Origin of the sequence: Pseudomonas sp. NY15435, assembly GCF_048068295.1 — a bacterium.
Taxonomy (GTDB): domain Bacteria; phylum Pseudomonadota; class Gammaproteobacteria; order Pseudomonadales; family Pseudomonadaceae; genus Pseudomonas.
Genome location: NZ_JBLUQA010000003.1, coordinates 68,926 through 92,032, shown reverse-complemented (window position 1 = coordinate 92,032; position 23,107 = coordinate 68,926). Strand labels below are relative to the sequence as shown.

Genomic DNA, 23,107 nt, shown 5'->3' with positions numbered 1-23,107 from the left:
CCTGAGGGCTTTTTCGTTTCCGTCCGAAAAATCCTGTCGTCGCTCTGAAAGACGCTGTCACAGGTCGTTCACCTTTGCCGTCTAGCTTTTTTCCCGTGGTCTTTGCTAAAACCGGATCGAACGGTCAGGAGAAAAGCCAATGGATGACTATCAGGAAGAACTGCTGGAGCTGCATGCCGTGGAACAGGATCTGCCGGAGCCGGCCGACGACGCCACGGAGATGTGATCAGGCGCTGTGGCGCTGGGCGCGGCGGAATTCCCCCGGTGTCTGCCCGCTCCAGCGCTTGAAGGCGCGCTGGAAGGCTTCCGCCGAGGCGAAACCAAGCAGGTAGGCGATTTCGCCGAAGGCCAGGTCGGTGTCGCGGATGTAGATCATCGCCAGGTCGCGGCGGGTGTCGTTGAGGATGCTGCGGAACTGCGTGCCTTCCTCGGCCAACTTGCGACGTAACGTCCAGGTTGGCAGCTTGAGCCGTGCGGCCACTTCCTCCAGGTCCGGTTCGCGACCGTTGAGCATCGGGCCCAGCAGCTGGGCGACGCGCTCGCGCAGGCTGCGGGTGCGGGTCAACTGCTCCAGTTCCTTCTCGCAGATATCAAGCAGTTGCCGCCAGGTGCTCGGGCAGTGGTCCGGGTTGCCGCGTGCCAGGGTCGACTGGTCCAGGCGCAACTGGTTGTGCGCAGCACCGAACTCCACCGGGCAACCCAGCATTTCTTCGAAGCGCGATGCCCAGGCCGGCGCCGGATACTCGATCTCGATCTTCTCCGGGCGCAGCGGCTGCGCGCCGATGCTGCCGAGCATGCTCACCCAGCCAGCCAGCACCGAATCCACCACGAAGCGGTTGTAGGTGTTGTACGGGCTGATGGAGTAGAAGCGCAGCCAGGCGCCGCTGGCGTCCTCGATGAAGCTGCTCTGGCCGCGATAGTTCTGCGCATAGAGCGGTTCGAAGCGAATCAGCGCGCGGGCGGCGGCGCGCAGGTTGGGTGCCTGGGCTGCCGTGACGCCGGCCAGGCCACTCTGGCTCGGTCGGCTCAACTGACCCATGCGCAGGCCCAGGGCTGGGTCGCCGCTCTGCTGGATGGCCGCGTGGCCCAAACGCATGTAGCGGGGAATCGACAACCGTGCGCCGGGCTCGCCCAGGCGCGCCGCGTCCAGACCGTATTGCTGGAGCAGGGGTTGGGGAGCGACGCCGCTTTCTGCCAGGGCGTCGGCGAGACTGTGGACGAAGCCCACCGAAAGGTCGCCGAGGCGCATGCTCGGGCGGGTCATAGCCAGAGGTTGATCAGGTGTGCGCCGGGTCCTTCGGGCGCCAGGGTATGGTTGCTACCGCTGACGACCAGGCTGCGGCCATCGCTGCCCAGATCCCAGAGATGGCCACGGAGGAACACAGTGATGCCAGCATGGGCGCCGCTTTCGCCGAGGCGGCCGGCCAGGGCCAGGCGCTCCCAGGCTTCGCCTTCCGTGAGTTCACCGGGTTTGAGGGTCACGTCGTTGGGCGTCGCGCTGCCGTTGTAGCCCTTCCACGGCTTGCTCCAGTTGCCGTTGCCGGTGAGGAAAGCCGGCACGGCAATGATGTCGGGCTTGTTCGCGGCCAGCGCGCTGTAGCTCGCTGGGTACCAACTGTCGGCGCAGACCAGCACGCCCAGACGTCCGGCCGGGGTCTGCAGCACCTGCAGGTCGTCGGCATCGCCGCCGCGGGTGAAGCCTTTCTCGTCGTCGATGGGGAACAGCTTGCGCTGCGGCTTGCCCAGCGGCAGGCCGTCGCTGCCGAAGACCTGGCTGACGTTGTAGAGGCGGCCGTTGCCGGTGCGAATCTGGCCTTCGACGATGCGCGGATTGGGCAGCACGATGGAGCCGGCGACGATGGTCACGCCAAATTCCTTTGCCAGTCCGCCGAACAGCGTCTGGTAGTCGTGGGCCATGTCCACCGCCTTCATGCGGAACAGGGCGTCGGCCATGCGGTCCTCGCCCTTGGCGCCGAGCCAGCCGCGCGCCAGTTTCAGCGGGTTGCTGGCGGCCATCCACTCCATGGCCTCGGCCATGTGCTCGGTCTGGTAGACCTCGGGCTTCTCGCCGGCGGCCACCAGCCAGGTGCCGACGTGCTCGGGAAAGACCACCACGGTGCGCGGGTTGATCAGCCCTTCGTCGCGAGCTTTGGCCAGGTAAGCATGGAACTTCAGGTGCAGGCGCTCGACGCTCTGGTAGTCCTGGGTGAACAGCTCCGGCTGTACACCCAGCAGGTTGCCGCGCTCGGACGGCTGGCCCTGGTTGAGCGCCACCTGGCTACGCAGGTCGGACAGGTAATGGCCCACCGGGCGACGCTCCGCCCAGCCGGCATAACCGGCGAAGAGAATCACCAGGACGAGAAAGATCAGCTTGCGCATAAAAGACGGGTACTCATGGGATGCACCACAGGGTAGGGGTTGGGCCGGGCGTTGCCAAGACGGGGTGTCATCTTTGGTCAGTAACTTGTCATTTTCGATCATTGAGCGACCGGTGTGCGCTCCTTAGAGTCTGCCCCATACCGACCGTGCTCCATGCCTTGCCGTTCCGCAGGCTGAGGGCGCGGCATCACCGTGAATGCCGGAGGAATCATGACCGCCACTTATCCCCACCTGCTTGCGCCGCTGGACCTGGGTTTCACCACCCTGCGCAACCGCACCCTGATGGGCTCCATGCACACCGGCCTGGAAGAGAAGCCCCAGGGCTTCGAGCGCATGGCGGCGTACTTTGCCGAGCGCGCCCGTGGCGGCGTCGGCCTGATGGTCACCGGCGGCATCGGCCCGAACGAGGAGGGTGGCGTTTATTCCGGCGCGGCCAAGCTGAGCACCGCCGAAGAAGCCGAGAAGCACAAGATCGTCACCCAGGCGGTGCACGAGGCGGGCGGCAAGATCTGCATGCAGATTCTCCACGCCGGCCGTTACGCCTACAGCCCCAAGTCCGTCGCGCCCAGCGCCATCCAGGCGCCGATCAACCCGTTCAAGCCACGCGAACTGGATGAAGAGGGTATCGAGAAGCAGATCGCCGATTTCGTCAATTGCTCGAGCCTGGCCCAGGTGGCCGGCTACGACGGCGTCGAGATCATGGGTTCGGAAGGCTACTTCATCAACCAGTTCCTCGCCGCCCACACCAACCACCGCACCGATCGCTGGGGTGGCAGCTACGAGAACCGCATGCGCCTGCCGGTGGAAATTGTCCGCCGCGTACGCGAGGCCGTGGGCCCGAACTTCATCATCATCTATCGCCTGTCGATGCTCGACCTGGTGGAAGGCGGCAGCACCTGGGACGAGATCGTCCTGCTGGCCAAGGCCATCGAAAAGGCCGGCGCCACCATCATCAATACCGGCATCGGCTGGCACGAGGCGCGTATCCCGACCATCGCCACCAAGGTGCCGCGCGCGGCCTTCACCAAGGTCACCGCGAAGCTGCGTGGCGAGATCGGCATACCGCTGGTCACCACCAACCGCATCAATACTCCGGAAGTGGCCGAGCAGGTGCTGGCCGAAGGCGACGCCGATATGGTCTCCATGGCCCGTCCGTTCCTTGCCGACCCGGACTTCGTCAACAAGGCTGCCGAAGGCCGCGCGGACGAGATCAACACCTGCATCGGCTGCAACCAGGCCTGCCTGGACCACACCTTCGGCGGCAAGCTGACCAGCTGCCTGGTGAACCCGCGCGCCTGCCATGAGACTGAGCTGAATTACATCCCGACCACCCACGTGAAGAAAATCGCCGTGGTTGGCGCCGGCCCCGCCGGGCTGTCCGCTGCCACCGTGGCGGCCGAGCGTGGCCATGAAGTGACGCTGTTCGACGCCGCCAGCGAGATCGGTGGGCAGTTCAACGTTGCCAAGCGCGTGCCGGGCAAGGAAGAGTTCTACGAGACCCTGCGCTACTTCAAGCGCAAGGTGGAAACCACCGGCGTCGACCTGCGCCTGAATACCCGCGTCAGTGTCGATGACCTGGTCAAGGGCGGCTTCGACGAGATCATCCTGGCTACCGGCATCGTGCCGCGCACTCCAGCGATCCCGGGTATCGAGAACGCCAAGGTGATCAGCTACCTGGACGCCATCCTCGAGCGCAAGCCGGTCGGCAAGTCTGCCGCCGTGATCGGCGCCGGCGGCATTGGCTTCGACGTTTCCGAATACATCACCCATGCCGGCGAATCCACCAGCCTGGACCGCCATGCCTTCTGGCAGGAGTGGGGCATCGACGAGAACCTGGAAGCCCGTGGTGGCATCGCTGGCATCCAGGCTCATCCGCACGCTGCGGCGCGCCAGGTATTCCTGCTGCAGCGCAAGAAGTCCAAGGTCGGCGACGGCCTGGGCAAGACCACCGGCTGGATCCACCGCACCGGCCTGAAGAACAAGCAGGTTCAGATGCTCAACAGCGTCGAATACCTCAAGGTCGACAACGACGGCCTGCACATCAGCATCGCCGGCGGCGAGCCGCAGGTGCTGCCGGTGGATACCGTGGTCGTCTGCGCCGGCCAGGACCCGCTGCGCGAGCTGCATGACGGCCTGGTCGCTGCCGGCCAGAGTGTGCACCTGATCGGTGGCGCCGACGTGGCTGCCGAGCTGGACGCCAAGCGCGCCATCAACCAGGGCTCGCGCCTCGCTGCCGAGATCTGAAGTGCTTGAGACCTGAGCCGGCTGAGATTCAGGTCTCAAAACCGGGCCCGGAAAAGTTCCCTTCCGGGCTCGGATATCCTTTCGAAAATCCAACCGCGTCACAGAATTATCCAGCCAGTTAACCGCCCGGCCTGACCGCCGGGGCGGGTGCCAACCGAGTCACATTGCCTGCGACATTAATTCCCCTAGACTTGCTCGGATGTCGGGATTTTCCCGCCATCTGGGTGCTGCAATTCTGACAGACCCTTTTTCCAGACTTCCTCCCGCACGAGCCCAGAGGTCAATCGATGAGCATGCAGAAGAAGCCTCAAATGGTGGAAGCCGTGGTCTTCTTCAATGACCGTGGCGTCTGCAGGGAAATGCTCTACCCCGAATTCGAGGCGCTGCTCGACAACGTCGTGCAGATGCCGGAATACGCCGATCAGCAGATGCAGCTCGCCTATGTGCTGATCAACCCGCGCCTGCTGGTCAAGGCGGTGGTGTTCTTCTACCTGGACTTCGACGAGAAGGGCGAGGCTGACCGCGGCTGGAACCTGCCACTGCGCAACCTGGCCGATCGCGCCGGCCGCGGGCCTGATATGGGCGCCGGTCCCATTCGCCTCGCTTGCCGCAGCCAGTGCCCGGTGTCCTGGCATCAGATGCATTTGTGGGACCCGACTCTGGACGCCAGCCAGAACCATCTGGTGCAACTGCGGGAATCGATCAAGCGCAACAACCTTGGCGTGCTGGTGGAGGAAGAACCGGCCGCCGTGGAGCTGGCGCGCCTGCAGATGGCTGACGAGCACCAGTGGTATGCGCCCGCTGAAGAGTCCCGCGAAGAGGCCGAGAAGCTGGCCCGCGCGATGCTCGAGGAGCACCAGCAGAAGACTGCTGAGTTGCTCGGTCAGCATGAGGCCCGCCTGTCGCAGGTCAGCCAGCAGCACGAGCAGGAGCTCAGCCGCCTGAAGCTCGGTGCGCAGGAGCAGGTCAAGGTGCTGCAGGCCGAACTGGCCGCGCTGCGCGAAGGCATCAAGCGCGAGGAAGAAATCAATGCCGGCCTGCGCCGTGAACTGGATGGTCAGGCCAATGGCTTCCAGCGCGGGCGCGAGGAACTGACCGCGCAACTGCGCCATATCGAACAGAGCGGCCGCGACGAGCTGGAGCAGTTGCGCCAACAGATCGAGGAAGAGTCACGCACCCGTATGGCCAGCCTGGAGGCTCGCTACAAGGAGCAGATTTCCGTCCGCGATGTCGAGCTGGGTTATCGCAACGAGCTGGATCAGCAACTGCAGCTGGAGAATCAGCAACTGCGCAAGGAAGCTGAGCAACTGCGCGAGGAAACCACTCAGTTGCGCGAAGTCGCCGCGCAACTTCAGCAGGGTGCCGAGGGGCTGCGCCTGGATCTGGATGCGCTGTCGACCAAGGCGGCCGATGGCTCGGTGCTGGAGCGTCTGGCTGGCCTGGGGGTGATCTTCGTGGTGTACCATCCCGGCGCCGGTCATCTGACCCTGTCGCTGCAGGATGTCGCCCGTTACCAGGAAAACCCCATGGCTTATGCTGCGGCCAAGTGCTTCGTTGCCGAAGACCAGTACCGCAGCTGGCTCGCCCATTACCAGCAACCCGCCTGTGAAGGACGACTGTCCAACGGCGAGCGCTGCGCCATGCCCATCGATCGCGTGGAAACCCCCGGCCGCTTTGTCGAAGGCGACAGCAACTGCTGCTCCCGACACAAGACCGCCGGCCGACTGCGCAGCGTCACCACAGGCTGACCGGGGCGCCTTGCGGTTTCCCGACTGGCGCCCCGAAGCTCCCCTGCAACGCGTCCACCTGCATTGGCTCGACCGCGCCGGCGTCGAGCTGGCGTTGTTGCGCCTGGACCTGGTGGATTCGCTGGTCTCCGGCAACAAGTGGTTCAAGCTTGCGCCCTACCTCCAGCAGGCCGCCGACCTCGGTTTGGGCGGTGTGATGACCTTGGGTGGCGCCCATTCCAATCATCTGCATGCGGTAGCGGCGGCCGGCGCGCGGTTCGGCTTCGAGACCGTCGGATTGTTGCGCGGGGACGAGCAGGACAATCCCACGGTGGCTGATCTGCGCCAGCTCGGCATGCGGCTCCACTGGCTCGGCTACGGCGGCTATCGTCGGCGTCACGATGCGGATTTCTGGGCGCCGTGGCGCCAGCGCTATCCCCAGTTGCTGGCGGTCGGCGAGGGCGGCGGCGGACTCCCTGGCGCGCAAGGCTGCTCGCTACTGGTCGAGCTGGTTCGCCAACAGCTCGACGCCCTTGGCTGGGAGGAGTATCAGCAGCTCTGGGTGGCTTGCGGCACCGGCACGACCCTGGCCGGTCTGGTGCTCGGCGAGGACGGTGCGCATCCGGTGATTGGTGCCATGGCGGTGCCGCCGGGACATGGCGTCGAAACACAGGTGCGCGAGTTGCTGGGCGAGGCGGGTGTGAGCGATAGCGGATACCGCCTGATCGACGCCAGCCGTGGCGGCTTCGCGCGGATCGACCCGACGCTGGCACGCTTCATTCTCGCGGCCGAAGCTGAATGCGGCGTGCCGCTGGAGCCGTTGTATACCGGCAAGTTGCTGCTGGCGCTACGTGAGGAGATCGCCGCCGGACGTATCGCGCGGCGCACTCGTATTGTTGCGATCCACACCGGGGGCCTGCAGGGGCGCCGGGCTCTGGCCGAGAAACTGAAGGCGCTGGCCGCTCAGCGGGAATAGCCGCTGTGCACCCGCGGCCAGCGGTCACCCACCAGGAACAGGCGCTCCTGTTCCCGCCAACGCCCCTGGCGGAACTCCATGCGCACCAGCATCTGCGGGAAGCCGTCTTCCGGCAATTCCGCCAGCCAAGTGGCGAAGCGCTCCGTACTCCAGCATTCATCCTCGGCGGCTGGGGATAGCCAGCCCTTGCGCGACAGCGCCTGCCAGCCATGCGGATGCTGTGCCTGGTAGGCCGGCCAGGCGTGTCGGTGCAGCCAGCGGCCGCGTTGGTGGTTGTCGCTGGCGCCGGCGGGCGGCGGGCAGGGCGTGGGCCAGGAGTAGAACAGGTAGCCGCCCAGCCAGAGGCTGGCGGAGGGCGCGGCATCGCTGTGCTCGCGGACTACGGCCAGCCCTTCGGCGGTGGAGGAGAGCGGCAACTGGTGCTGGTAGAAGTGCTCGATCTTGCGCAGCAGATGGTCTTCGGCGCCCGGACCGAGCCAGGAGTCGGGGCCGTCGTCACTGGGGCCGAGGTAGAGCTTGATGGCCAGCTCCAGGTGGTGCAATCCGTCATCGTCTTCCAGCAGCAGGTCCAGTTCGCCGAGGGTCTGGCCGTTGTCGCGCACCGGCAGGTTCGCCGCCAGCAGGCGCAGGTCAGGGGCACGCTCCAGAGCGTATTGCCAGAGGTGCTCGTAGTAGCGCCCCAGACGCTGGTGCGGCGCGGATTCCAGCTGCGCCACCAGTTCGTCCGGCGACCGTTCCTGGTCGCGCAGCCAGTCGGCCAGCAGTGCGGGCCGTGAGTACCAGCGACTGGCATGCAGCGGGTGGCGCAGGGCGGGGCTGCCAGGCTGCAGCAGGGGCGGGGAGAGCAGCGTCCAGGCGAGGTCGCGGACCTGCGGCTGGCGCAGGTCGATCAGCAGCTCGTCGAGCAGGGCGGTGGAGTCGGTCATGCCCCAAGCCTAGCCGCTACAGACTCGTTCCGGCCACGCTGCGGTTTGCCGCTGCTTCCGCCTTTCGCCCATAATTCCGATATTCGAGCACCGCAAAGCCGTCCGGAGTCCCATGGAACCCTTTCGCAATATCGGCATTATCGGCCGCCTGGGCAGCACCCAGGTTCTGGAAACCATCCGTCGGCTGAAGAAATTCCTCACCGAGCGCCACCTGCACGTGATCCTCGAGGACACCATTGCCGAGGTGCTGCCGGGCCACGGCCTGCAGACCTGCTCGCGAAAGATCATGGGCGAGATCTGCGACCTGGTGATCGTGGTTGGCGGCGACGGCAGCATGCTCGGCGCCGCGCGTGCCCTGGCGCGGCACAAGGTGCCGGTACTGGGGATCAACCGCGGCAGCCTGGGCTTCCTCACCGATATCCGCCCCGACGAGCTGGAGACCAAGGTCGCCGAAGTGCTCGGCGGCCAGTACATCGTCGAGAGCCGCTTCCTGCTCGACGCCCTGGTGCGCCGCCATGGCGAATCCATCGGCCAGGGTGATGCGCTGAACGACGTGGTGCTGCACCCCGGCAAGTCCACGCGGATGATCGAGTTCGAGCTGTATATCGACGGTCAGTTCGTCTGCAGCCAGAAGGCCGACGGCCTGATCGTCGCCACGCCGACCGGCTCGACCGCCTACGCGCTCTCCGCCGGCGGGCCGATCATGCATCCCAAGCTGGATGCCATCGTGGTGGTGCCGATGTACCCGCACATGCTCTCCAGTCGGCCCATTGTGGTGGACGGCAACAGTGAGCTGAAGATCGTCGTCTCGCCCAACATGCAGATCTACCCGCAGGTTTCCTGTGACGGCCAGAACCACTTCACCTGTGCGCCGGGCGACACCGTCACGGTGAGCAAGAAGCCGCAGAAGCTGCGCCTGATCCACCCCATCGACCACAACTACTACGAGGTCTGCCGGACCAAGCTGGGCTGGGGCAGCCGCCTCGGGAGCAGCGAGTGATGGAACTCGACCCCGCACGCGGCTATGACCTGATCGGCGATATCCACGGCTGCGCGCACACCCTCGACCACCTGCTGGAGCGCCTCGGTTATCGATCGCAGGGTGGCGTGTGGCGACATGCACGGCGCCAGGCGCTGTTCCTCGGCGACATCATCGACCGTGGCCCGCGGATCCGCGAGGCGCTGCATCGGGTGCACGACATGGTCGCCGCTGGCGAGGCGCTGTGCATCATGGGCAACCACGAGTTCAACGCCCTGGGCTGGTCCACCCCCGCGGCGCCCGGCAGTGGCCGCCAGTACGTGCGCGAGCACACGCCGCGCCATGCCCGGCTGATCCGCGAGACGCTGGAGCAGTTCGAAGGCCACCCGGCGGACTGGCGCGACTTTCTCGGCTGGTTCCAGGAGATGCCGCTGTTCCTCGATGCCGGGCGCTTCCGCATGGTCCACGCCTGCTGGGATCACGACGTGATCGAGGCGCTGCGCCAGCAGTTCCCGGACGGACGCATCGACGAAACCTTCCTCATGGCCACCGCCGAGCCGGGCAGCTTCGCCCAGCAGGCCTGCGACCGCCTGCTGCGTGGCACGGATATGCGCCTGCCCAACGGCCTGACCCTGACCGGCAGCGACGGCTTTACCCGCGCCTTCTTCCGCACCAAGTTCTGGGCAGAGGACCGCGCGCCGGAGACCTACGGCGACATCGTGTTCCAGCCCGACGCGTTGCCCGACGAAGTGGCCAGCGAGCGCCTGAGCGAAGACCAGAAATCTCGCCTGCTGACCTACGGCGCCGACGAGCCACTGTTGTTCGTCGGCCACTACTGGCGGCGTGGCACCCCGGCACCTATCCGCCCGAACCTTGCCTGCCTGGACTACAGCGCGGTGATGTACGGCAAGCTCTCGGCTTACCGGCTGGACGAGGAAACGCGGCTGGACCGCAACAAGTTCGTTTGGGTGGATGTGAAGCGTGCGGAGGGCGATGAGTGAGTGCCATTGAAGCAATGCGGTTGCCGGCGGCAGTCGATCTGGGTGAGTTCGTTGGCCTGCTGCGACGGCTGAATGTGCCGTTTCGGGTCAGCGAAGAGGCCGGTGAACAGGTGCTCTGGGTGCCCAACTCTCAACTGGCCGAGCAGGTTCGCAGCCTTTACCAGCGCTATCCGCAGGGCGACCCGGAGTTCACCGTGCAGGCCGAACCTCAGCGCCGCGGGCCGGGTTTTGTCCAGCAACTGCGGATGAGCCGGATGACTGCGGTGGTGCTGTTGGTGACCTTTGTGGTGGCGGCCATCACCCTGCTGGGGACTTCGCCGGAGACGCTGCGCTGGTTCACCTTCCAGAATTTCCAGATGGTCGGCGAGGACCGCGCGCTGTTCTATCCGCTGTCCGACTCGCTGGCGCAGGGCCAGTGGTGGCGTCTGTTCACGCCCATGCTGATCCACTTCGGCTGGCTGCACCTGGCGATGAATGCCATGTGGTACTGGGAGCTGGGCCGGCGCATCGAGTATCGCCAGGGCCCATGGTTGCTGCTGGGGTTGAGCCTGGGCTTTGGCCTGGTGTCGAACCTGGTGCAGTACGCTGTGAGCGGGCCAAGCCTGTTCGGCGGGTTGTCCGGTGTGCTCTATGGTCTGCTCGGCCACTGCTGGATCTTCCAGCGCATGGCGCCAACGCCGGCCTACCACCTGCCCAAGGGCGTGGTGGCGATGATGCTGATCTGGCTGCTGGTGTGCCTGTCGGGGGTGATTGATCTGCTCGGTTTCGGCTCTATCGCCAACGGCGCACATGTGGGTGGGCTGGTGGCGGGGTGCCTGAGTGGCCTGATCGGTGGGCTGCTGGCACGGCGCCGCGCGGCCTGACTCTGGCTATGTAGGAGCGAGCTCGCTCGCGAACCGTCTAGCTCCGGAGCATCCCAGGGGCCTGTTCGCGAGCAAGCTCGCTCCTACACAAGAGCAATGACCACAAGAGCAATCACCGACCGCCTGACCTCTGTTCGTGCGTCAAAGCCATCGGGCCGGTAGAATGCCGGCTTCGTTTTTCCCCTGCAGGAGCCGGCCCATGTCGTCCTTCGCCGAAATGATCGAGAACATCACCCCCGAAATCTACGAGAGCCTCAAGCTGGCCGTGGAAATCGGCAAATGGCCAGACGGCCGCAAGCTGTCCCAGGAACAGAAGGAGCTGTCGCTGCAGGCCATGATTGCCTGGGAGATGGACAACCTGCCCGAGGACCAGCGTACCGGCTACATGGGCCCGCAGGAATGCGCTTCCCACGCCGAGCCGATCCCGAACATGATCTTCTCCTCCAACTCCCTGCACTGATGCAAGAGATCGGACGCGGCGCCCTGGACAAGATGTCGGCGCGCCTGGAAAGCCCCGTGCAGTATGCCTTCCGCCTGGGCGATGCGCAGATTCCGGTGAACCCGCTGATTGGCAAGACCGTGCGCCTGGAATACCTGGGCGAAATCTTCTGCAGCCACTGCGGGCGCAAGACCAAGAAGAGCTTCGCCCAGGGTTACTGCTACCCGTGCTTCACCAAGCTGGCGCAATGCGACAGCTGTATCATGAGCCCGGAGAAGTGCCACTTCGAGGACGGTTCCTGCCGCGAGCCGGAGTGGGGCGAGCGCTTCTGCATGACCGATCATGTGGTCTACCTGGCCAACTCCTCGGGAGCCAAGGTGGGCATCACCCGCGCCACCCAGGTGCCGACCCGCTGGATCGACCAGGGCGCGCGCCAGGCGCTGCCGATCATGCGCGTGGCAACCCGCCAGCAGTCGGGCTTCGTCGAGGACCTGCTGCGCAGCCAGGTCACCGACCGCACCAACTGGCGCGCCCTGCTCAAGGGCGAAGCCGAGCCGCTGGACCTGGTGGCCATCCGCGAGCAGATCTTCGACGCCTGCGCCGAGGGCATCGTCGCCCTGCAGCAGCGCTTCGGCCTGCAGGCGATCCAGCCGGTGATCGACATGGCGCCCATCGAGATCAGCTATCCGGTGGAGGCCTACCTGGCCAAGATCACCAGTTTCGATCTGGACAAGACGCCGGTGGTCGAGGGTACCCTGCAGGGTATCAAGGGTCAGTACCTGATCTTCGATACCGGCGTGATCAACGTGCGCAAGTTCACCGCGTACCAGTTGGCCATCAGCGCCTGATCGGACCTGCATTGAATTTTCGGCGCGAGGAACGCATCTAGGGATAGATGCGTTCCCGACTCGCCCGCGCCGTTCCCAATCGCTAGAGTCAGTATTCCTCCGGCCGGCCCATTCGCCTGCCGCCTTCCAAGGGGCCAAAAGCCATGCGTACCGAGCAACCGAAAGTCATCTACCTCAAGGATTATCAGGCGCCCGAGTACCTGATCGACGAGACCAACCTGACCTTCGAGCTGTACGAGGACCACACCCTGGTCCACGCCCAGCTGGTGATGCGCCGCAACCCCGAGCGTGGCGACGGCCTGCCGCCGCTGGTGCTCGACGGCCAGCAGCTGGAGCTGCTGTCAGTGGCGCTGGATGACCAGCCGCTCGCGGCGGGCCAGTACCAGCTCGACGAAAACCACCTGACCCTGCAGCCGACGGCGAAGACTTTCACCGTCGACAGCACCGTGCGCATCCACCCGGAAAGCAACACCGCGCTCGAAGGCCTGTACAAGTCCGGCAAGATGTTCTGCACCCAGTGCGAGGCTGAAGGCTTCCGCAAGATCACCTACTACCTCGATCGCCCGGACGTGATGAGCAGCTTCACCACCACGCTCTCGGCCGAGCAGCACAAGTACCCGGTGCTCCTGTCCAACGGCAACCCGGTGGCCAGCGGTTCGGAAGAGGGCGGCCGTCACTGGGCGACCTGGCAGGACCCGTTCAAGAAGCCGGCCTACCTGTTCGCCCTGGTCGCCGGCGACCTCTGGTGCGTGGAAGACCAGTTCACCACCATGAGCGAGCGCGAAGTCACCCTGCGCATCTATGTCGAGCCGGAGAACATCGACAAGTGCCAGCACGCCATGGACAGCCTGAAGAACTCGATGCGCTGGGACGAGAAGGTCTACGGCCGCGAGTACGACCTGGACATCTTCATGATCGTCGCGGTCAACGACTTCAACATGGGCGCGATGGAGAACAAGGGCCTCAACATCTTCAACTCCAGCTGCGTGCTGGCCAAGGCCGAGACCGCGACCGACGCCGCGCACCAGCGTGTCGAAGGCGTAGTGGCGCATGAGTACTTCCACAACTGGTCGGGCAACCGCGTGACCTGCCGCGACTGGTTCCAGCTGTCGCTCAAGGAAGGCTTCACCGTGTTCCGCGACAGCGAGTTCTCCGCCGACATGAACTCGCGCACCGTCAAGCGCGTCGAGGACGTGGCTTTCCTGCGTACCAACCAGTTCGCCGAGGACGCCGGCCCCATGGCGCACCCGGTGCGCCCGGATTCCTTCATCGAGATTTCCAACTTCTACACCCTGACCGTCTACGAGAAGGGTTCGGAAGTGGTGCGGATGATCCATACCTTGTTGGGTGCCGACGGCTTCCGCAAGGGCACCGACCTTTACTTTGAGCGCCATGACGGCCAGGCAGTGACCTGTGACGACTTCGTCAAGGCCATGGAGGACGCCAACGGCGTCGACCTCACCCAGTTCAAGCGCTGGTACAGCCAGTCCGGCACCCCGCGTCTGGCGGTCGAGGAGAGCTACGACGCTGCCGCGCAGAGCTACACCCTGACCTTCCGCCAGAGCTGCCCGGCCACGCCGGGGCAGAGCGAGAAGCAGCCCTTCGTCATTCCCGTGCAGATGGGCCTGATCGACAAGCTCGGCAACGCCCTGTCGCTGCGCCTGCAGGGTGAAGAGCATGCCCACGGCAGCGACCGTGTGCTGCAGGTGACCGAGGCCGAGCAGTCCTTCACTTTCGTCGGTCTCGCCGAGAAGCCGCTGCCGTCGCTGCTGCGTGGATTCTCCGCGCCGGTGAAGCTGAGCTTCCCGTACAACCGCGACCAGCTGATGTTCCTCATGCAGCATGACGAGGACGGTTTCAACCGCTGGGAAGCTGGCCAGCAGCTGTCCGTGCAGGTGCTGCAGGAACTGATCGGCCAGCACCAGCGTGGCGAGACGCTGGTGCTCGATGAGCGCCTGATCACCGCCTTCCGTACCCTGCTGCTGGACACCGGCCTGGATCAGGCCATGGTCGCCGAGATGCTTTCGCTGCCCAGCGAGGCCTACCTCACCGAGATCAGCGAAGTGGCCGATGTCGAAGCGATCCACGCCGCGCGCGAGTTTGCCCGCCAGCAGATCGCCGCGGCGCTGCACGAGCAGCTGTGGGAGCGCTACCAGGCCAACCGCAAGCAATCCCGCGAGACCGCCTATGTTGCCGAGGCCTCGCACATTGCCCGCCGCAGCCTGCAGAACATCGCGCTGTCCTACCTCATTCAGAGCGGCAAGGCCGAAGTGCTCGCCGCCTGCCAGGAGCAGTACAAGGATTGCGACAACATGACCGAGCGTTTGACCGCGCTCGCCGTGCTGGTCAATTCGTCCTTCGAGAGCGAGAAGGACGAGGCGCTGGCGATGTTCGCCGACTACTTCAAGGATGACCCGCTGGTGATGGACCAGTGGTTCAGTGTCCAGGCCGGCTGCACCCTGCCGGGCGGGCTGGAGCGCGTGCAGGCGCTGATGAGCCATCCTGCCTTCACCCTGAAGAACCCGAACAAGATCCGCGCGCTGATCGGGGCCTTCGCCAACCAGAACGCGGTGAACTTCCACCGCGCGGATGGCGCTGGCTACCGCTTCCTGGCCGACCAGATCATCACCCTCAACGCGCTCAACCCGCAGATCGCTTCGCGCCTGCTGACGCCGCTGACCCGCTGGCGCAAGTACGCGCCGGCGCGCCAGGCGCTGATGAAGGCTGAACTGGAGCGCATCCTGGCGTCCGGCGAGCTGTCCAGCGATGTATACGAAGTGGTCAGCAAAAGCCTCGCGTAACACACCCGCCGCGCCCCGTTCCAGGGGCGCATGCCATGTTCGAAAAGGTGTTACCAACTTATGTTGGTAACACCTTTTTGTTACCTATCGAAATTAATCGACGTCTGGCTTATCGCTGCACGCTATTGAGCGAAAAACGCCGATGTGTCTGCGTCGCGCCTTCAGGGGCCGATTGCGCCATCTGGCGTGCTGAATGGCGCAATCGGCCACCTGATTTGATCAGTGAATGACCAGTCACAAAAAGTAGCGCGCTGTTTCTTTATTTTTTGTAAGCAGAATCGTATGCATCGGTGCTCTTGGCACTGGGGTTGCACCGGCGGACCCCGCTTAGCCTTTGCCCGTCCATTGGGACGGGAGGCGTGTCGAGCACCTTGGGGGAGTTTCCTTCAGATCGACGACAACAAGGCCGTGGAATAACGGCTGACAAGGCGTACCGCGCACTGGCGGCGCCGCCAAAGAATGATCAGTCCATGGAGTGAGTCCTAATGGAAATCCCAGTTCGCAAGCCCGTCTTGCGTTATGCGCCTGCCCGTGCGGGCTTTGCCCTGGCAGGTATCCTGCCGCTGCTGATGTCTGCCCAGGCAACGGCGGTCGAGTTCAGCTTCCTCGATAACGAAGTCACCGGTTCGCTGGACAGCACCGTGTCCTACGGCGCCCTGTGGCGCGTGCAGGGCCAGGACAAGACCAACAACGACATCAACGGCAACGACGGCAACCGCAACTTCGACACTGGCCTGGTTTCCGAGGTGTACAAGATCACTTCCGACCTGGAAGCGACCTACAAGAACTACGGTCTGTTCGTACGTGGCTCGGCTTTCTATGACACCCAGATCATGGACAAGCGCAACGACTACTACGACAACAACCATCCTGCGCAGCCGAGCCAGACATACCCCAACAGCGATCGCTTCACCAGCGAGACCCGCGACGCCGCCGGTAACCGCGCCGAGATCCTAGACGCCTACGTCTACGGCAACTGGGACGTGGCCGATCACCCGCTGACCGCGCGCCTGGGCCGCCAGGTATTCAACTGGGGCGAGGGCATCTTCTACCGTGGTGGCGTGAACACCACCAACCCGGTGGACGCCGCCAAGTTCCGCCTGCCGGGCTCGGAGCTGAAGGAAGTGCTGATGCCGGTTGAAGCCGCCAGCTTCAACATCGGCCTGACCGACAACCTGTCGATGGATGCCTTCTACCAGTGGAACTGGAAAGAGACCCGCATCGACCCGGTTGGCACCTTCTTCTCCGAGACCGACCTGTTCGCCGATGGCGGCAATACCGCTTACACCACCGTGGGTGCGCTCTCCAACCCGCTGTTCCAGAGCCTCTACCCGCAGCTGTCCGCTGCCCATGTCGGTGGCCTGCAGGGTACCCAGTACCTGGACTCCAATGGCGTGTTCAAGGTCGCCAACGTTGGCAAGGACATCAACGCCAAGAACGACGGTCAGTTCGGCGTGGCCTTCCACTATGTGGCTGAAGAACTGAACTCCACCGAGTTCGGCTTCTACTTCGTCAACTATCACTCCAAAGAGCCGACCATCTACGCCGACCTCAACAGCGATTATGCCGGCGTTGACCTCGACCAACTGGCTGGCGTCGGCGGCTTCACCTCCTACGACCAGCTCGTCAGCGCTGCCGGCAGCGGCAATGCCCTGGCCGGCCAGGTGCTGAGCCTGGTCAACGGCGCGACCTCCGTGGACGTGGCCAACCAGGTCAACGCTCGTCGTGAGTACGTCGAGAACATCCGCATGTACGGCTTCAGCTTCAACACCACCGTGGGCGACGCCTCGGTGTTCGGCGAGCTGGCCTACCGCCCGAATCTGCCGATCGGCATCGCCACCACCAACGACCTGCTCGGCGACCTGCTGGTCCAGGCTCCGGCGCTGGCCAGTGGCAAGACCGTGAACATCGGTGGTGGTGACGTTTCGATTCGCGACCAGATCCACAACTACGAACGCGTCGAGGCCTTCAACACCTCGTTGGGCACCATCTACAACTTCGGCCCGTCGCTGTCCTTCGACTCGCTGATGGGTGTGGCGGAACTGGCCTCCGAGCACTTGCGCGGCAGCGACCTGCAGTACACCGCCTATGACGGCAGCACCCGCTACTACTCCGGCCGTGGCAACGGCGCCTACATCTCCGGCTACGACCGCGACGATCAGGTGAACAAGAACGCCTACGGCTACACCCTGCTGCTGTCGGGTACCTGGAACGATGTCTTCGCCGGCGTGAACATCTCGCCCTACGCCGTCTACAAGGACGACTTCGAAGGCAACTCCTACCAGACCGGCAACTTCATCGAAGGCCGCAAGGCCTACACCCTGGGCGTCAAGGCTACCTACCTGAACGCCCTGGAAGCCGAGCTGCAATACACCGAGTTCTACGGCGCCGGGCAGAACAACGCCGCACGCGACCGCGACAACGTGGGCTTCAACGTCAAGTACTCGTTCTAACGACCATTAGATCCAAAGCCGCGCGGCAAGCTCTCCGAGCTGTCGCGCGCCCCTCACGGAGAAGCAACATGCGCAACATGCGTACCCTGGTCGGCGCCGCCGTGGCCCTGGCCCTGTCCGCCGGCAGCGCTCTGGCGGCGGTTTCCCCGCAGGATGCGGCCAAGCTGCAGTCGTCCCTGACCCCGCTGGGCGCGGAAAAGGCCGGCAACGCTGCCGGCACCATCCCGGCCTGGACTGGTGGCATCACCCAGGCGCCGGCCGGCTACAAACCAGGCCAGCACCACATTGACCCGTTCGCCAGCGACAAGCCGCTGTACACCATCACCAAGGCGAACCTGGATCAGTACAAGGCCAATCTGACCCCGGGCACCCTGGCGCTGTTCGCCACCTACCCGGACACCTTCCAGATGCCGGTGTACCCGAGCCGCCGCAGCGGTTCGGCGCCGCAGTGGGTGTATGACAACACCCTGAAGAACGCCACCAGCGCCAAGCTGGCCGAGGGCGGCAACGGTTTCGTCGACGCCTTCGGCGGCATTCCGTTCCCGATCCCGCAGAACGGCGTGGAAGCGGTGTGGAACCACATCGCCCGCTACCGCGGCACCTACGTCGTGCGTCGCGCGTCCGAAGTGGCCGTGCAGCGCAACGGTGACTACTCGCTGGTGACCTCGCAGCAGGAAGCGCTGTTCAAGTACTACATCCAGGGCAAGAGCTTCTCGGACCTGAACAACCTGCTGTTCTACTACCTGTCGTTCACCAAGAGCCCGGCGCGCCTGGCCGGTGGTGCCGCACTGGTACACGAGACCCTGGACCAGGTGAAGGAGCCGCGCCAGGCCTGGGGCTACAACGCCGGCCAGCGCCGCGTGCGCCGTGCGCCGAACCTGGCCTACGACACCCCGATCGCTGCCGCCGACGGCCTGCGTACCGCCGACGACACCGACATGTTCAACGGCTCGCCAGACCGCTACGACTGGAAGCTGATCGGCAAGAAGGAAATGTACATCCCGTACAACAACTACAAGGTTTCCAGCCCTGAGGTTAAGTACAAGGATCTGCTGACCCCGAACCACCTGAACCCGAAATACACCCGCTACGAACTGCACCGCGTGTGGGTCGTCGAAGGCACCCTGAAGCCGGGCTCGCGCCACATCTACTCCAAGCGCGTGCTGTTCCTGGACGAAGACAGCTGGGGCGCCGCCGAAGTCGACCAGTACGACGGTCGCGGCGAGCTGTGGCGTGTTTCGCTGGCTTACCTGAAGAACTACTACGAGCTGCCCACCACCTGGACCGCTCTGGATACCTTCCACGACCTGCAGGCCCGTCGCTACCACGTACAGAACCTGGACAACGAAGAGCCGAGCACCATCGACTTCGGTCAGGCCGTACCGGACGACTCCTACTTCAGCCCGTCCGCACTGCGTCGCCGCGGCACCCGCTGAGTTCGCGTCATGCCTGAAAAAGCCCGCCCCTTGGCGGGCTTTTTCATGTGCTCAGGAAAACCGGGACAGGTAGGAACAACAGTCTTCTGGATAAGCCTTGCCTGTGCTTTCCCTCGCCCAACCCTGTTCCGCCGGGAGAGGCGAGGGTGAGGGCTCTCGACATTGTAGGAGCGAGCTTGCTCGCGAACCCGCCAAGCTCCGAAGCGGCGTCATGACGCCGTTCGCGAGCAAGCTCGCTCCTACAAAAAGAGGTTTCCCCGGCAAGGCTGCACGAGGGCTGGGCGAACAGCTGGAATCGGAAAAGTGTTACCGCTCCACCCGCTGCAAGCCCCCAGCTGCGCGCCTTTCGGGCGAGATGGCAAAATGCACTCATCCTTTCGAGTGAGGCGCCCGGGGCTTAACAAAAGATAACGTGCCGTTAATTGTCAGCCCCGGAAAAGGCTGGCTATATAGCTCCAAACTACATACCGCCTGCATAAGAAAAAGAGGTAAAGGCATATGCGTGAGCCCCTGTGGCGCACTTCGAGCGAGCAGCCCGTATCGGGAGTGCGAAGCTCCTTCCCGATGTCGCGCAAGACGGTTTCCCTGCTCGGCGCGTTTTCCTTCCTGATGATGTCCCTGGCGCCGCTGCATGCCGTTGCCGCAACGGACGCCGCCAGCGATTCCAACTCGATCATTTCCGCCAAGGCGTCCAGCAGCCTGCTGCTGAGCATCGCCCACGCCGGCAAGCGTCTGGTCGCGGTGGGTGATCACGGGCACATCCTCTATTCCGACGACGCAGGCAAGAGCTGGACCCAGGCCACCGTGCCGACCCGCCAACTCCTGACCTCGGTGTTCTTCATCAATGACAAGAAGGGCTGGGCCGTCGGCCATGACGCCCAGGTCCTGGCTACCACCGATGGCGGCACCACCTGGACTCGTCAGTTCGAAGACCTGAAGCGCGAAGCGCCACTGCTGGACATCTGGTTCCAGGACGAGAACCACGGCATGGCCGTGGGCGCCTACGGCGCGCTGCTGGAAACCACCGACGGTGGCAAGAGCTGGGAAGATGTCAGCGATCGCCTGGACAATGAAGACCAGTTCCACCTCAACGCCATCACGGCGGTGAAGGATTCCGGCCTGTTCGTGGTCGGCGAAGCGGGCAGCATGTTCCGCTCCAAGGACTGGGGCGAGACCTGGGAAAAACTCCAGGGCCCATATGAAGGCTCGCTGTTCGGCGCCACCGGTACCACCCAGGCTGGCACCGTCCTGGCCTACGGCCTGCGCGGCCACCTGTTCCGCTCCACCGATTTCGGCGGCACCTGGCAGCAGGTCAGCCTGCCCACCGCCAATGGTGGCGAGCTGGAGTTCGGTCTCTCCGAGGGCAGCCTGCTGGATGACGGCACCATCGTCGTCGTCGGCCATGGCGGCAGCGTACTGGAGAGCAAGGACGACGGCGTGAGCTTCAGTGTCGTCAACCGTCCGGACCGCCTGTCCCTCGCGGGCGTGAGCGCGGCCGGCAATGGCAACCTGGTCCTGGTCGGCCAGGGCGGTATCCACCTGGCTACGGCGACCGGCGCCGAGCTGACAGAACAACAATAAGCCGGGGAGCCGCAATGAACGCTCTGAACAAGCATCAACAGGACAAGGCGACTTTCCTGGAACGCATCATCTTCACCCACCGGCCGTTCGTGATCATCGCGTGCCTGCTGGTGACCGTCTTCCTCGCCTGGTCGGCCACGCAGGTGCGCCCGTCCACCAGCTTCGAGAAGATGATTCCGCTGCAGCATCCGTTCATCCAGAACATGCTGGAGCATCGCAACGACCTGGCCAACCTCGGCAACACCGTGCGCATTTCGGTGGAAGCGGTGAACGGCGACATCTTCACCAAGGAGTACATGGAGACGCTGCGGCAGATCCATGACGAGGTCTTCTACATCCCCGGCGTCGACCGCTCCGGCATGAAGTCTCTGTGGAGCCCGAGCGTGCGCTGGACCGAAGTGACCGAGGAAGGCTTCGCCGGTGGCGAAGTGATCCCGCAGACCTACGACGGCTCCGCCAAGGCCCTGGACCTGCTGCGCAACAACGTGCTCAAGTCCGGCCAGATCGGCCGCCTGGTCGCCAACAACTTCAAGTCGAGCATCGTCGACGTGCCGCTGCTGGAGGTCTACCCAGACCCGAAGGACCAGGGCAAGCTGATGAAGCTGGACTATCGCCAGTTCTCCCATGAGCTGGAAGAGAAGATCCGCGACAAGTACCAGTTGCAGAACCCCAACGTGAAGATCCACATCACCGGCTTCGCCAAGAAGGTCGGTGACCTGATCGACGGCCTGCTGATGGTGGTCGGCTTCTTCGGCATCTGCTTCGTCATCACCCTGGTGCTGCTGCTGTGGTTCACCAAGTGCGTGCGCTCCACCATTGCCGTGCTGTCCACCACCCTGGTGGCAGTGATCTGGCAGTTGGGCCTGCTGCACATCATCGGCTTCGGGCTGGACCCGTACTCGATGCTGGTGCCGTTCCTGATCTTCGCCATCGGTATTTCCCACGGCGTGCAGAAGATCAACGGTATCGCCCTGCAGTCCAGTGACGCGGAAACCCCGCTGCTGGCTGCTCGCCGTACCTTCCGCCAGCTGTTCCTGCCGGGCATGATCGCGATCCTCGCGGACGCCGTCGGCTTCATCACCCTGCTGGTGATCGACATCGGCGTGATCCGCGAGCTGGCCATCGGCGCCTCCATCGGCGTGGCGGTGATCGTGTTCACCAACCTGATCCTGCTGCCGGTCGCCATCTCCTACATCGGCATCAGCAAGAAGGCGGTGCAGCGCAGCAAGGAAGACGCCGTGCGCGACCATCCCTTCTGGCGCGCGCTGTCCAACTTCGCCAGCCCGTCCGTGGCGCCGATCTCCGTGGTCATCGCCCTGGCGATGTTCGCCGGCGGCATGTGGCAGGGGCATCACCTGAAGATCGGTGACCTCGACCAGGGCGCGCCGGAGCTGCGTCCGGACTCGCGCTACAACCTGGACAACGACTTCATCATCCGCAACTACTCGACCAGCTCCGACGTGCTGGTGGTGATGGTGGCGTCCGAAGCCGAGGGCTGTTCCACCCACAAGACCCTGTCCGCCATCGACGAGTTGGCCTGGCGCCTGGAGAACACCCAGGGCGTGCAGTCGGCCATTTCCCTGGTCACCGTCTCCAAGCAGATGATCAAGGGCATGAACGAAGGCAACCTGAAGTGGGAGTCGCTGTCCCGCAACCAGGACGTGCTGAACAACTCCATCAGCCGCGCCGAAGGCCTGTTCAACAGCAACTGCTCGCTGGCGCCCCTGCTGGTGTTCCTCAACGACCACAAGGCCGAGACCCTCGACCGTGCCGTGGCCGTCGTGCAGGACTTCGCCAAGGCCAACGAGAAGGACGACCTGAAGTTCAAGCTCGCCGCCGGTAACGCCGGTATCGAGGCCGCCACCAACGACGTGATCAAGCACTCGGAACTGACCATCCTGATCCTGGTGTACATCTGCGTGGCGGTGATGTGCCTGATCACCTTCCGCTCCTTCGCCGCGACCCTGTGCATCGTGCTGCCGCTGATCCTCACCTCGGTGCTGGGCAACGCGCTGATGGCCACTCTGGGCATCGGCGTGAAGGTGGCGACCCTGCCGGTGATCGCGCTGGGCGTAGGTATCGGCGTGGACTACGGCATCTACATCTACACCCGCCTGGAGTCCTTCCTGCGCCAGGGGCTGTCTCTGCAGGAGGCCTACTACGAGACCCTGAAGTCCACCGGTAAAGCGGTGCTCTTCACCGGTCTGTGCCTGGCCATCGGCGTCGCCACCTGGATCTTCTCGGCGATCAAGTTCCAGGCCGACATGGGCCTGATGCTGACCTTCATGCTTCTCTGGAACATGTTCGGTGCCCTGTGGCTGCTGCCGGCGCTGGCGCGCTTCCTGATCAACCCGGAGAAGGTGCGTCAGAAGAAGGCATCGATCCTGGTCCACTGATCGATGCTTCAGCGGTAAACAAAAAACCGCGGCCCCAGGGCCGCGGTTTTTTATTGCG

The 23,107-nt window shown here is 64.3% G+C and carries 16 protein-coding genes; 13 read left to right on the top strand and 3 right to left on the bottom strand.

Going from position 1 to position 23,107, the window contains the following annotated elements:
- Window positions 1-226 precede the first annotated feature (226 nt).
- Together ACNFH5_RS07605 and ACNFH5_RS07600 are read right to left on the bottom strand one after the other, a co-directional pair.
- Window positions 227-1,264, bottom strand: a complete 1,038-nt coding sequence (locus tag ACNFH5_RS07605) for an AraC family transcriptional regulator (RefSeq protein WP_416745035.1) — start codon at window positions 1,262-1,264, stop codon at window positions 227-229.
- Complete coding sequence (locus tag ACNFH5_RS07600; RefSeq protein ID WP_416745034.1) at window positions 1,261-2,379, bottom strand: carbon-nitrogen hydrolase family protein; 1,119 nt, start codon at window positions 2,377-2,379, stop codon at window positions 1,261-1,263. Before ACNFH5_RS07600 ends, ACNFH5_RS07605 begins: the two co-directional genes overlap by 4 nt.
- A gap of 210 nt (window positions 2,380-2,589) precedes the next feature.
- On the opposite strand from ACNFH5_RS07600, the gene ACNFH5_RS07595 reads away from it, so the two are divergent.
- The 3 genes from ACNFH5_RS07595 to ACNFH5_RS07585 all read left to right on the top strand — a co-directional run bounded on the left by ACNFH5_RS07595 (window position 2,590) and on the right by ACNFH5_RS07585 (window position 7,326).
- The gene (locus ACNFH5_RS07595) at window positions 2,590-4,623 is read left to right on the top strand and encodes an FAD-dependent oxidoreductase (RefSeq protein ID WP_416745033.1); all 2,034 of its coding nucleotides are present in this window, start codon (window positions 2,590-2,592) and stop codon (window positions 4,621-4,623) included.
- A gap of 287 nt (window positions 4,624-4,910) precedes the next feature.
- A complete protein-coding gene (locus ACNFH5_RS07590; RefSeq protein WP_416745032.1) occupies window positions 4,911-6,371 on the top strand; it encodes a chromosome partitioning protein ParA in 1,461 nt (486 codons plus the stop codon).
- 10 nt (window positions 6,372-6,381) lie between these two features.
- On the top strand, window positions 6,382-7,326 hold the full coding sequence (locus ACNFH5_RS07585; RefSeq protein ID WP_416745031.1) for a 1-aminocyclopropane-1-carboxylate deaminase/D-cysteine desulfhydrase: 945 nt from the start codon (window positions 6,382-6,384) through the stop codon (window positions 7,324-7,326).
- Here the strand turns inward: ACNFH5_RS07585 and ACNFH5_RS07580 are convergent.
- Window positions 7,314-8,252, bottom strand: coding sequence for a DUF1853 family protein (locus ACNFH5_RS07580; RefSeq protein ID WP_416745030.1), 939 nt, complete (start codon window positions 8,250-8,252; stop codon window positions 7,314-7,316). The two genes, ACNFH5_RS07585 and ACNFH5_RS07580, sit on opposite strands and share 13 nt — an antisense overlap.
- Before the next feature lie 112 nt (window positions 8,253-8,364).
- Between ACNFH5_RS07580 and ACNFH5_RS07575 the strand changes: the two genes are divergently transcribed.
- The 10 genes from ACNFH5_RS07575 to ACNFH5_RS07530 all read left to right on the top strand — a co-directional run bounded on the left by ACNFH5_RS07575 (window position 8,365) and on the right by ACNFH5_RS07530 (window position 23,049).
- Complete coding sequence (locus ACNFH5_RS07575) at window positions 8,365-9,252, top strand: NAD(+) kinase (protein WP_017519352.1); 888 nt, start codon at window positions 8,365-8,367, stop codon at window positions 9,250-9,252.
- Window positions 9,252-10,232, top strand: coding sequence for a metallophosphoesterase (locus ACNFH5_RS07570; RefSeq protein WP_416745029.1), 981 nt, complete (start codon window positions 9,252-9,254; stop codon window positions 10,230-10,232). The genes ACNFH5_RS07575 and ACNFH5_RS07570 overlap by 1 nt, the downstream gene beginning before the upstream one ends.
- A complete protein-coding gene (locus ACNFH5_RS07565; protein ID WP_416745028.1) occupies window positions 10,229-11,095 on the top strand; it encodes a rhomboid family intramembrane serine protease in 867 nt (288 codons plus the stop codon). The genes ACNFH5_RS07570 and ACNFH5_RS07565 overlap by 4 nt, the downstream gene beginning before the upstream one ends.
- A gap of 199 nt (window positions 11,096-11,294) precedes the next feature.
- Window positions 11,295-11,555 carry a YeaC family protein gene (locus tag ACNFH5_RS07560; RefSeq protein WP_138525879.1) on the top strand — a complete coding sequence of 87 codons (261 nt, stop codon included), beginning with the start codon at window positions 11,295-11,297 and terminating at the stop codon, window positions 11,553-11,555.
- Window positions 11,555-12,382: a DUF2797 domain-containing protein gene (locus tag ACNFH5_RS07555; RefSeq protein WP_416745027.1), complete on the top strand. Its 828-nt coding sequence runs from the start codon at window positions 11,555-11,557 to the stop codon at window positions 12,380-12,382. Before ACNFH5_RS07560 ends, ACNFH5_RS07555 begins: the two co-directional genes overlap by 1 nt.
- Window positions 12,383-12,525: 143 nt before the next feature.
- Window positions 12,526-15,183 (top strand): aminopeptidase N, encoded by a 2,658-nt coding sequence (gene pepN, locus ACNFH5_RS07550; protein WP_416745026.1) that lies wholly within the window; start codon window positions 12,526-12,528, stop codon window positions 15,181-15,183.
- A 485-nt stretch (window positions 15,184-15,668) separates the two neighbouring features.
- Window positions 15,669-17,636: a DUF1302 domain-containing protein gene (locus tag ACNFH5_RS07545; protein WP_416745025.1), complete on the top strand. Its 1,968-nt coding sequence runs from the start codon at window positions 15,669-15,671 to the stop codon at window positions 17,634-17,636.
- Window positions 17,637-17,704: 68 nt separating this feature from the next.
- A complete protein-coding gene (locus tag ACNFH5_RS07540; RefSeq protein ID WP_416745024.1) occupies window positions 17,705-19,072 on the top strand; it encodes a DUF1329 domain-containing protein in 1,368 nt (455 codons plus the stop codon).
- Between the two features lie 564 nt (window positions 19,073-19,636).
- Window positions 19,637-20,653 carry a WD40/YVTN/BNR-like repeat-containing protein gene (locus ACNFH5_RS07535; RefSeq protein WP_416745023.1) on the top strand — a complete coding sequence of 339 codons (1,017 nt, stop codon included), beginning with the start codon at window positions 19,637-19,639 and terminating at the stop codon, window positions 20,651-20,653.
- 14 nt (window positions 20,654-20,667) lie between these two features.
- Window positions 20,668-23,049: an efflux RND transporter permease subunit gene (locus ACNFH5_RS07530; protein WP_054909190.1), complete on the top strand. Its 2,382-nt coding sequence runs from the start codon at window positions 20,668-20,670 to the stop codon at window positions 23,047-23,049.
- Window positions 23,050-23,107 lie beyond the last annotated feature (58 nt).

Bases quoted from the DNA above. Each gene is read 5' to 3' on its own strand.
- ACNFH5_RS07605 (WP_416745035.1), bottom strand. From the start codon at position 1,264: ATGACCCGCCCGAGCATGCGCCTCGGCGACCTTTCGGTGGGCTTCGTC.
- ACNFH5_RS07600 (WP_416745034.1), bottom strand. From the start codon at position 2,379: ATGCGCAAGCTGATCTTTCTCGTCCTGGTGATTCTCTTCGCCGGTTAT.
- ACNFH5_RS07595 (WP_416745033.1), top strand. From the start codon at position 2,590: ATGACCGCCACTTATCCCCACCTGCTTGCGCCGCTGGACCTGGGTTTC.
- ACNFH5_RS07590 (WP_416745032.1), top strand. From the start codon at position 4,911: ATGAGCATGCAGAAGAAGCCTCAAATGGTGGAAGCCGTGGTCTTCTTC.
- ACNFH5_RS07580 (WP_416745030.1), bottom strand. From the start codon at position 8,252: ATGACCGACTCCACCGCCCTGCTCGACGAGCTGCTGATCGACCTGCGC.
- ACNFH5_RS07575 (WP_017519352.1), top strand. From the start codon at position 8,365: ATGGAACCCTTTCGCAATATCGGCATTATCGGCCGCCTGGGCAGCACC.
- ACNFH5_RS07570 (WP_416745029.1), top strand. From the start codon at position 9,252: ATGGAACTCGACCCCGCACGCGGCTATGACCTGATCGGCGATATCCAC.
- ACNFH5_RS07560 (WP_138525879.1), top strand. From the start codon at position 11,295: ATGTCGTCCTTCGCCGAAATGATCGAGAACATCACCCCCGAAATCTAC.
- ACNFH5_RS07555 (WP_416745027.1), top strand. From the start codon at position 11,555: ATGCAAGAGATCGGACGCGGCGCCCTGGACAAGATGTCGGCGCGCCTG.
- pepN (WP_416745026.1), top strand. From the start codon at position 12,526: ATGCGTACCGAGCAACCGAAAGTCATCTACCTCAAGGATTATCAGGCG.
- ACNFH5_RS07545 (WP_416745025.1), top strand. From the start codon at position 15,669: ATGGAAATCCCAGTTCGCAAGCCCGTCTTGCGTTATGCGCCTGCCCGT.
- ACNFH5_RS07540 (WP_416745024.1), top strand. From the start codon at position 17,705: ATGCGCAACATGCGTACCCTGGTCGGCGCCGCCGTGGCCCTGGCCCTG.
- ACNFH5_RS07535 (WP_416745023.1), top strand. From the start codon at position 19,637: ATGTCGCGCAAGACGGTTTCCCTGCTCGGCGCGTTTTCCTTCCTGATG.
- ACNFH5_RS07530 (WP_054909190.1), top strand. From the start codon at position 20,668: ATGAACGCTCTGAACAAGCATCAACAGGACAAGGCGACTTTCCTGGAA.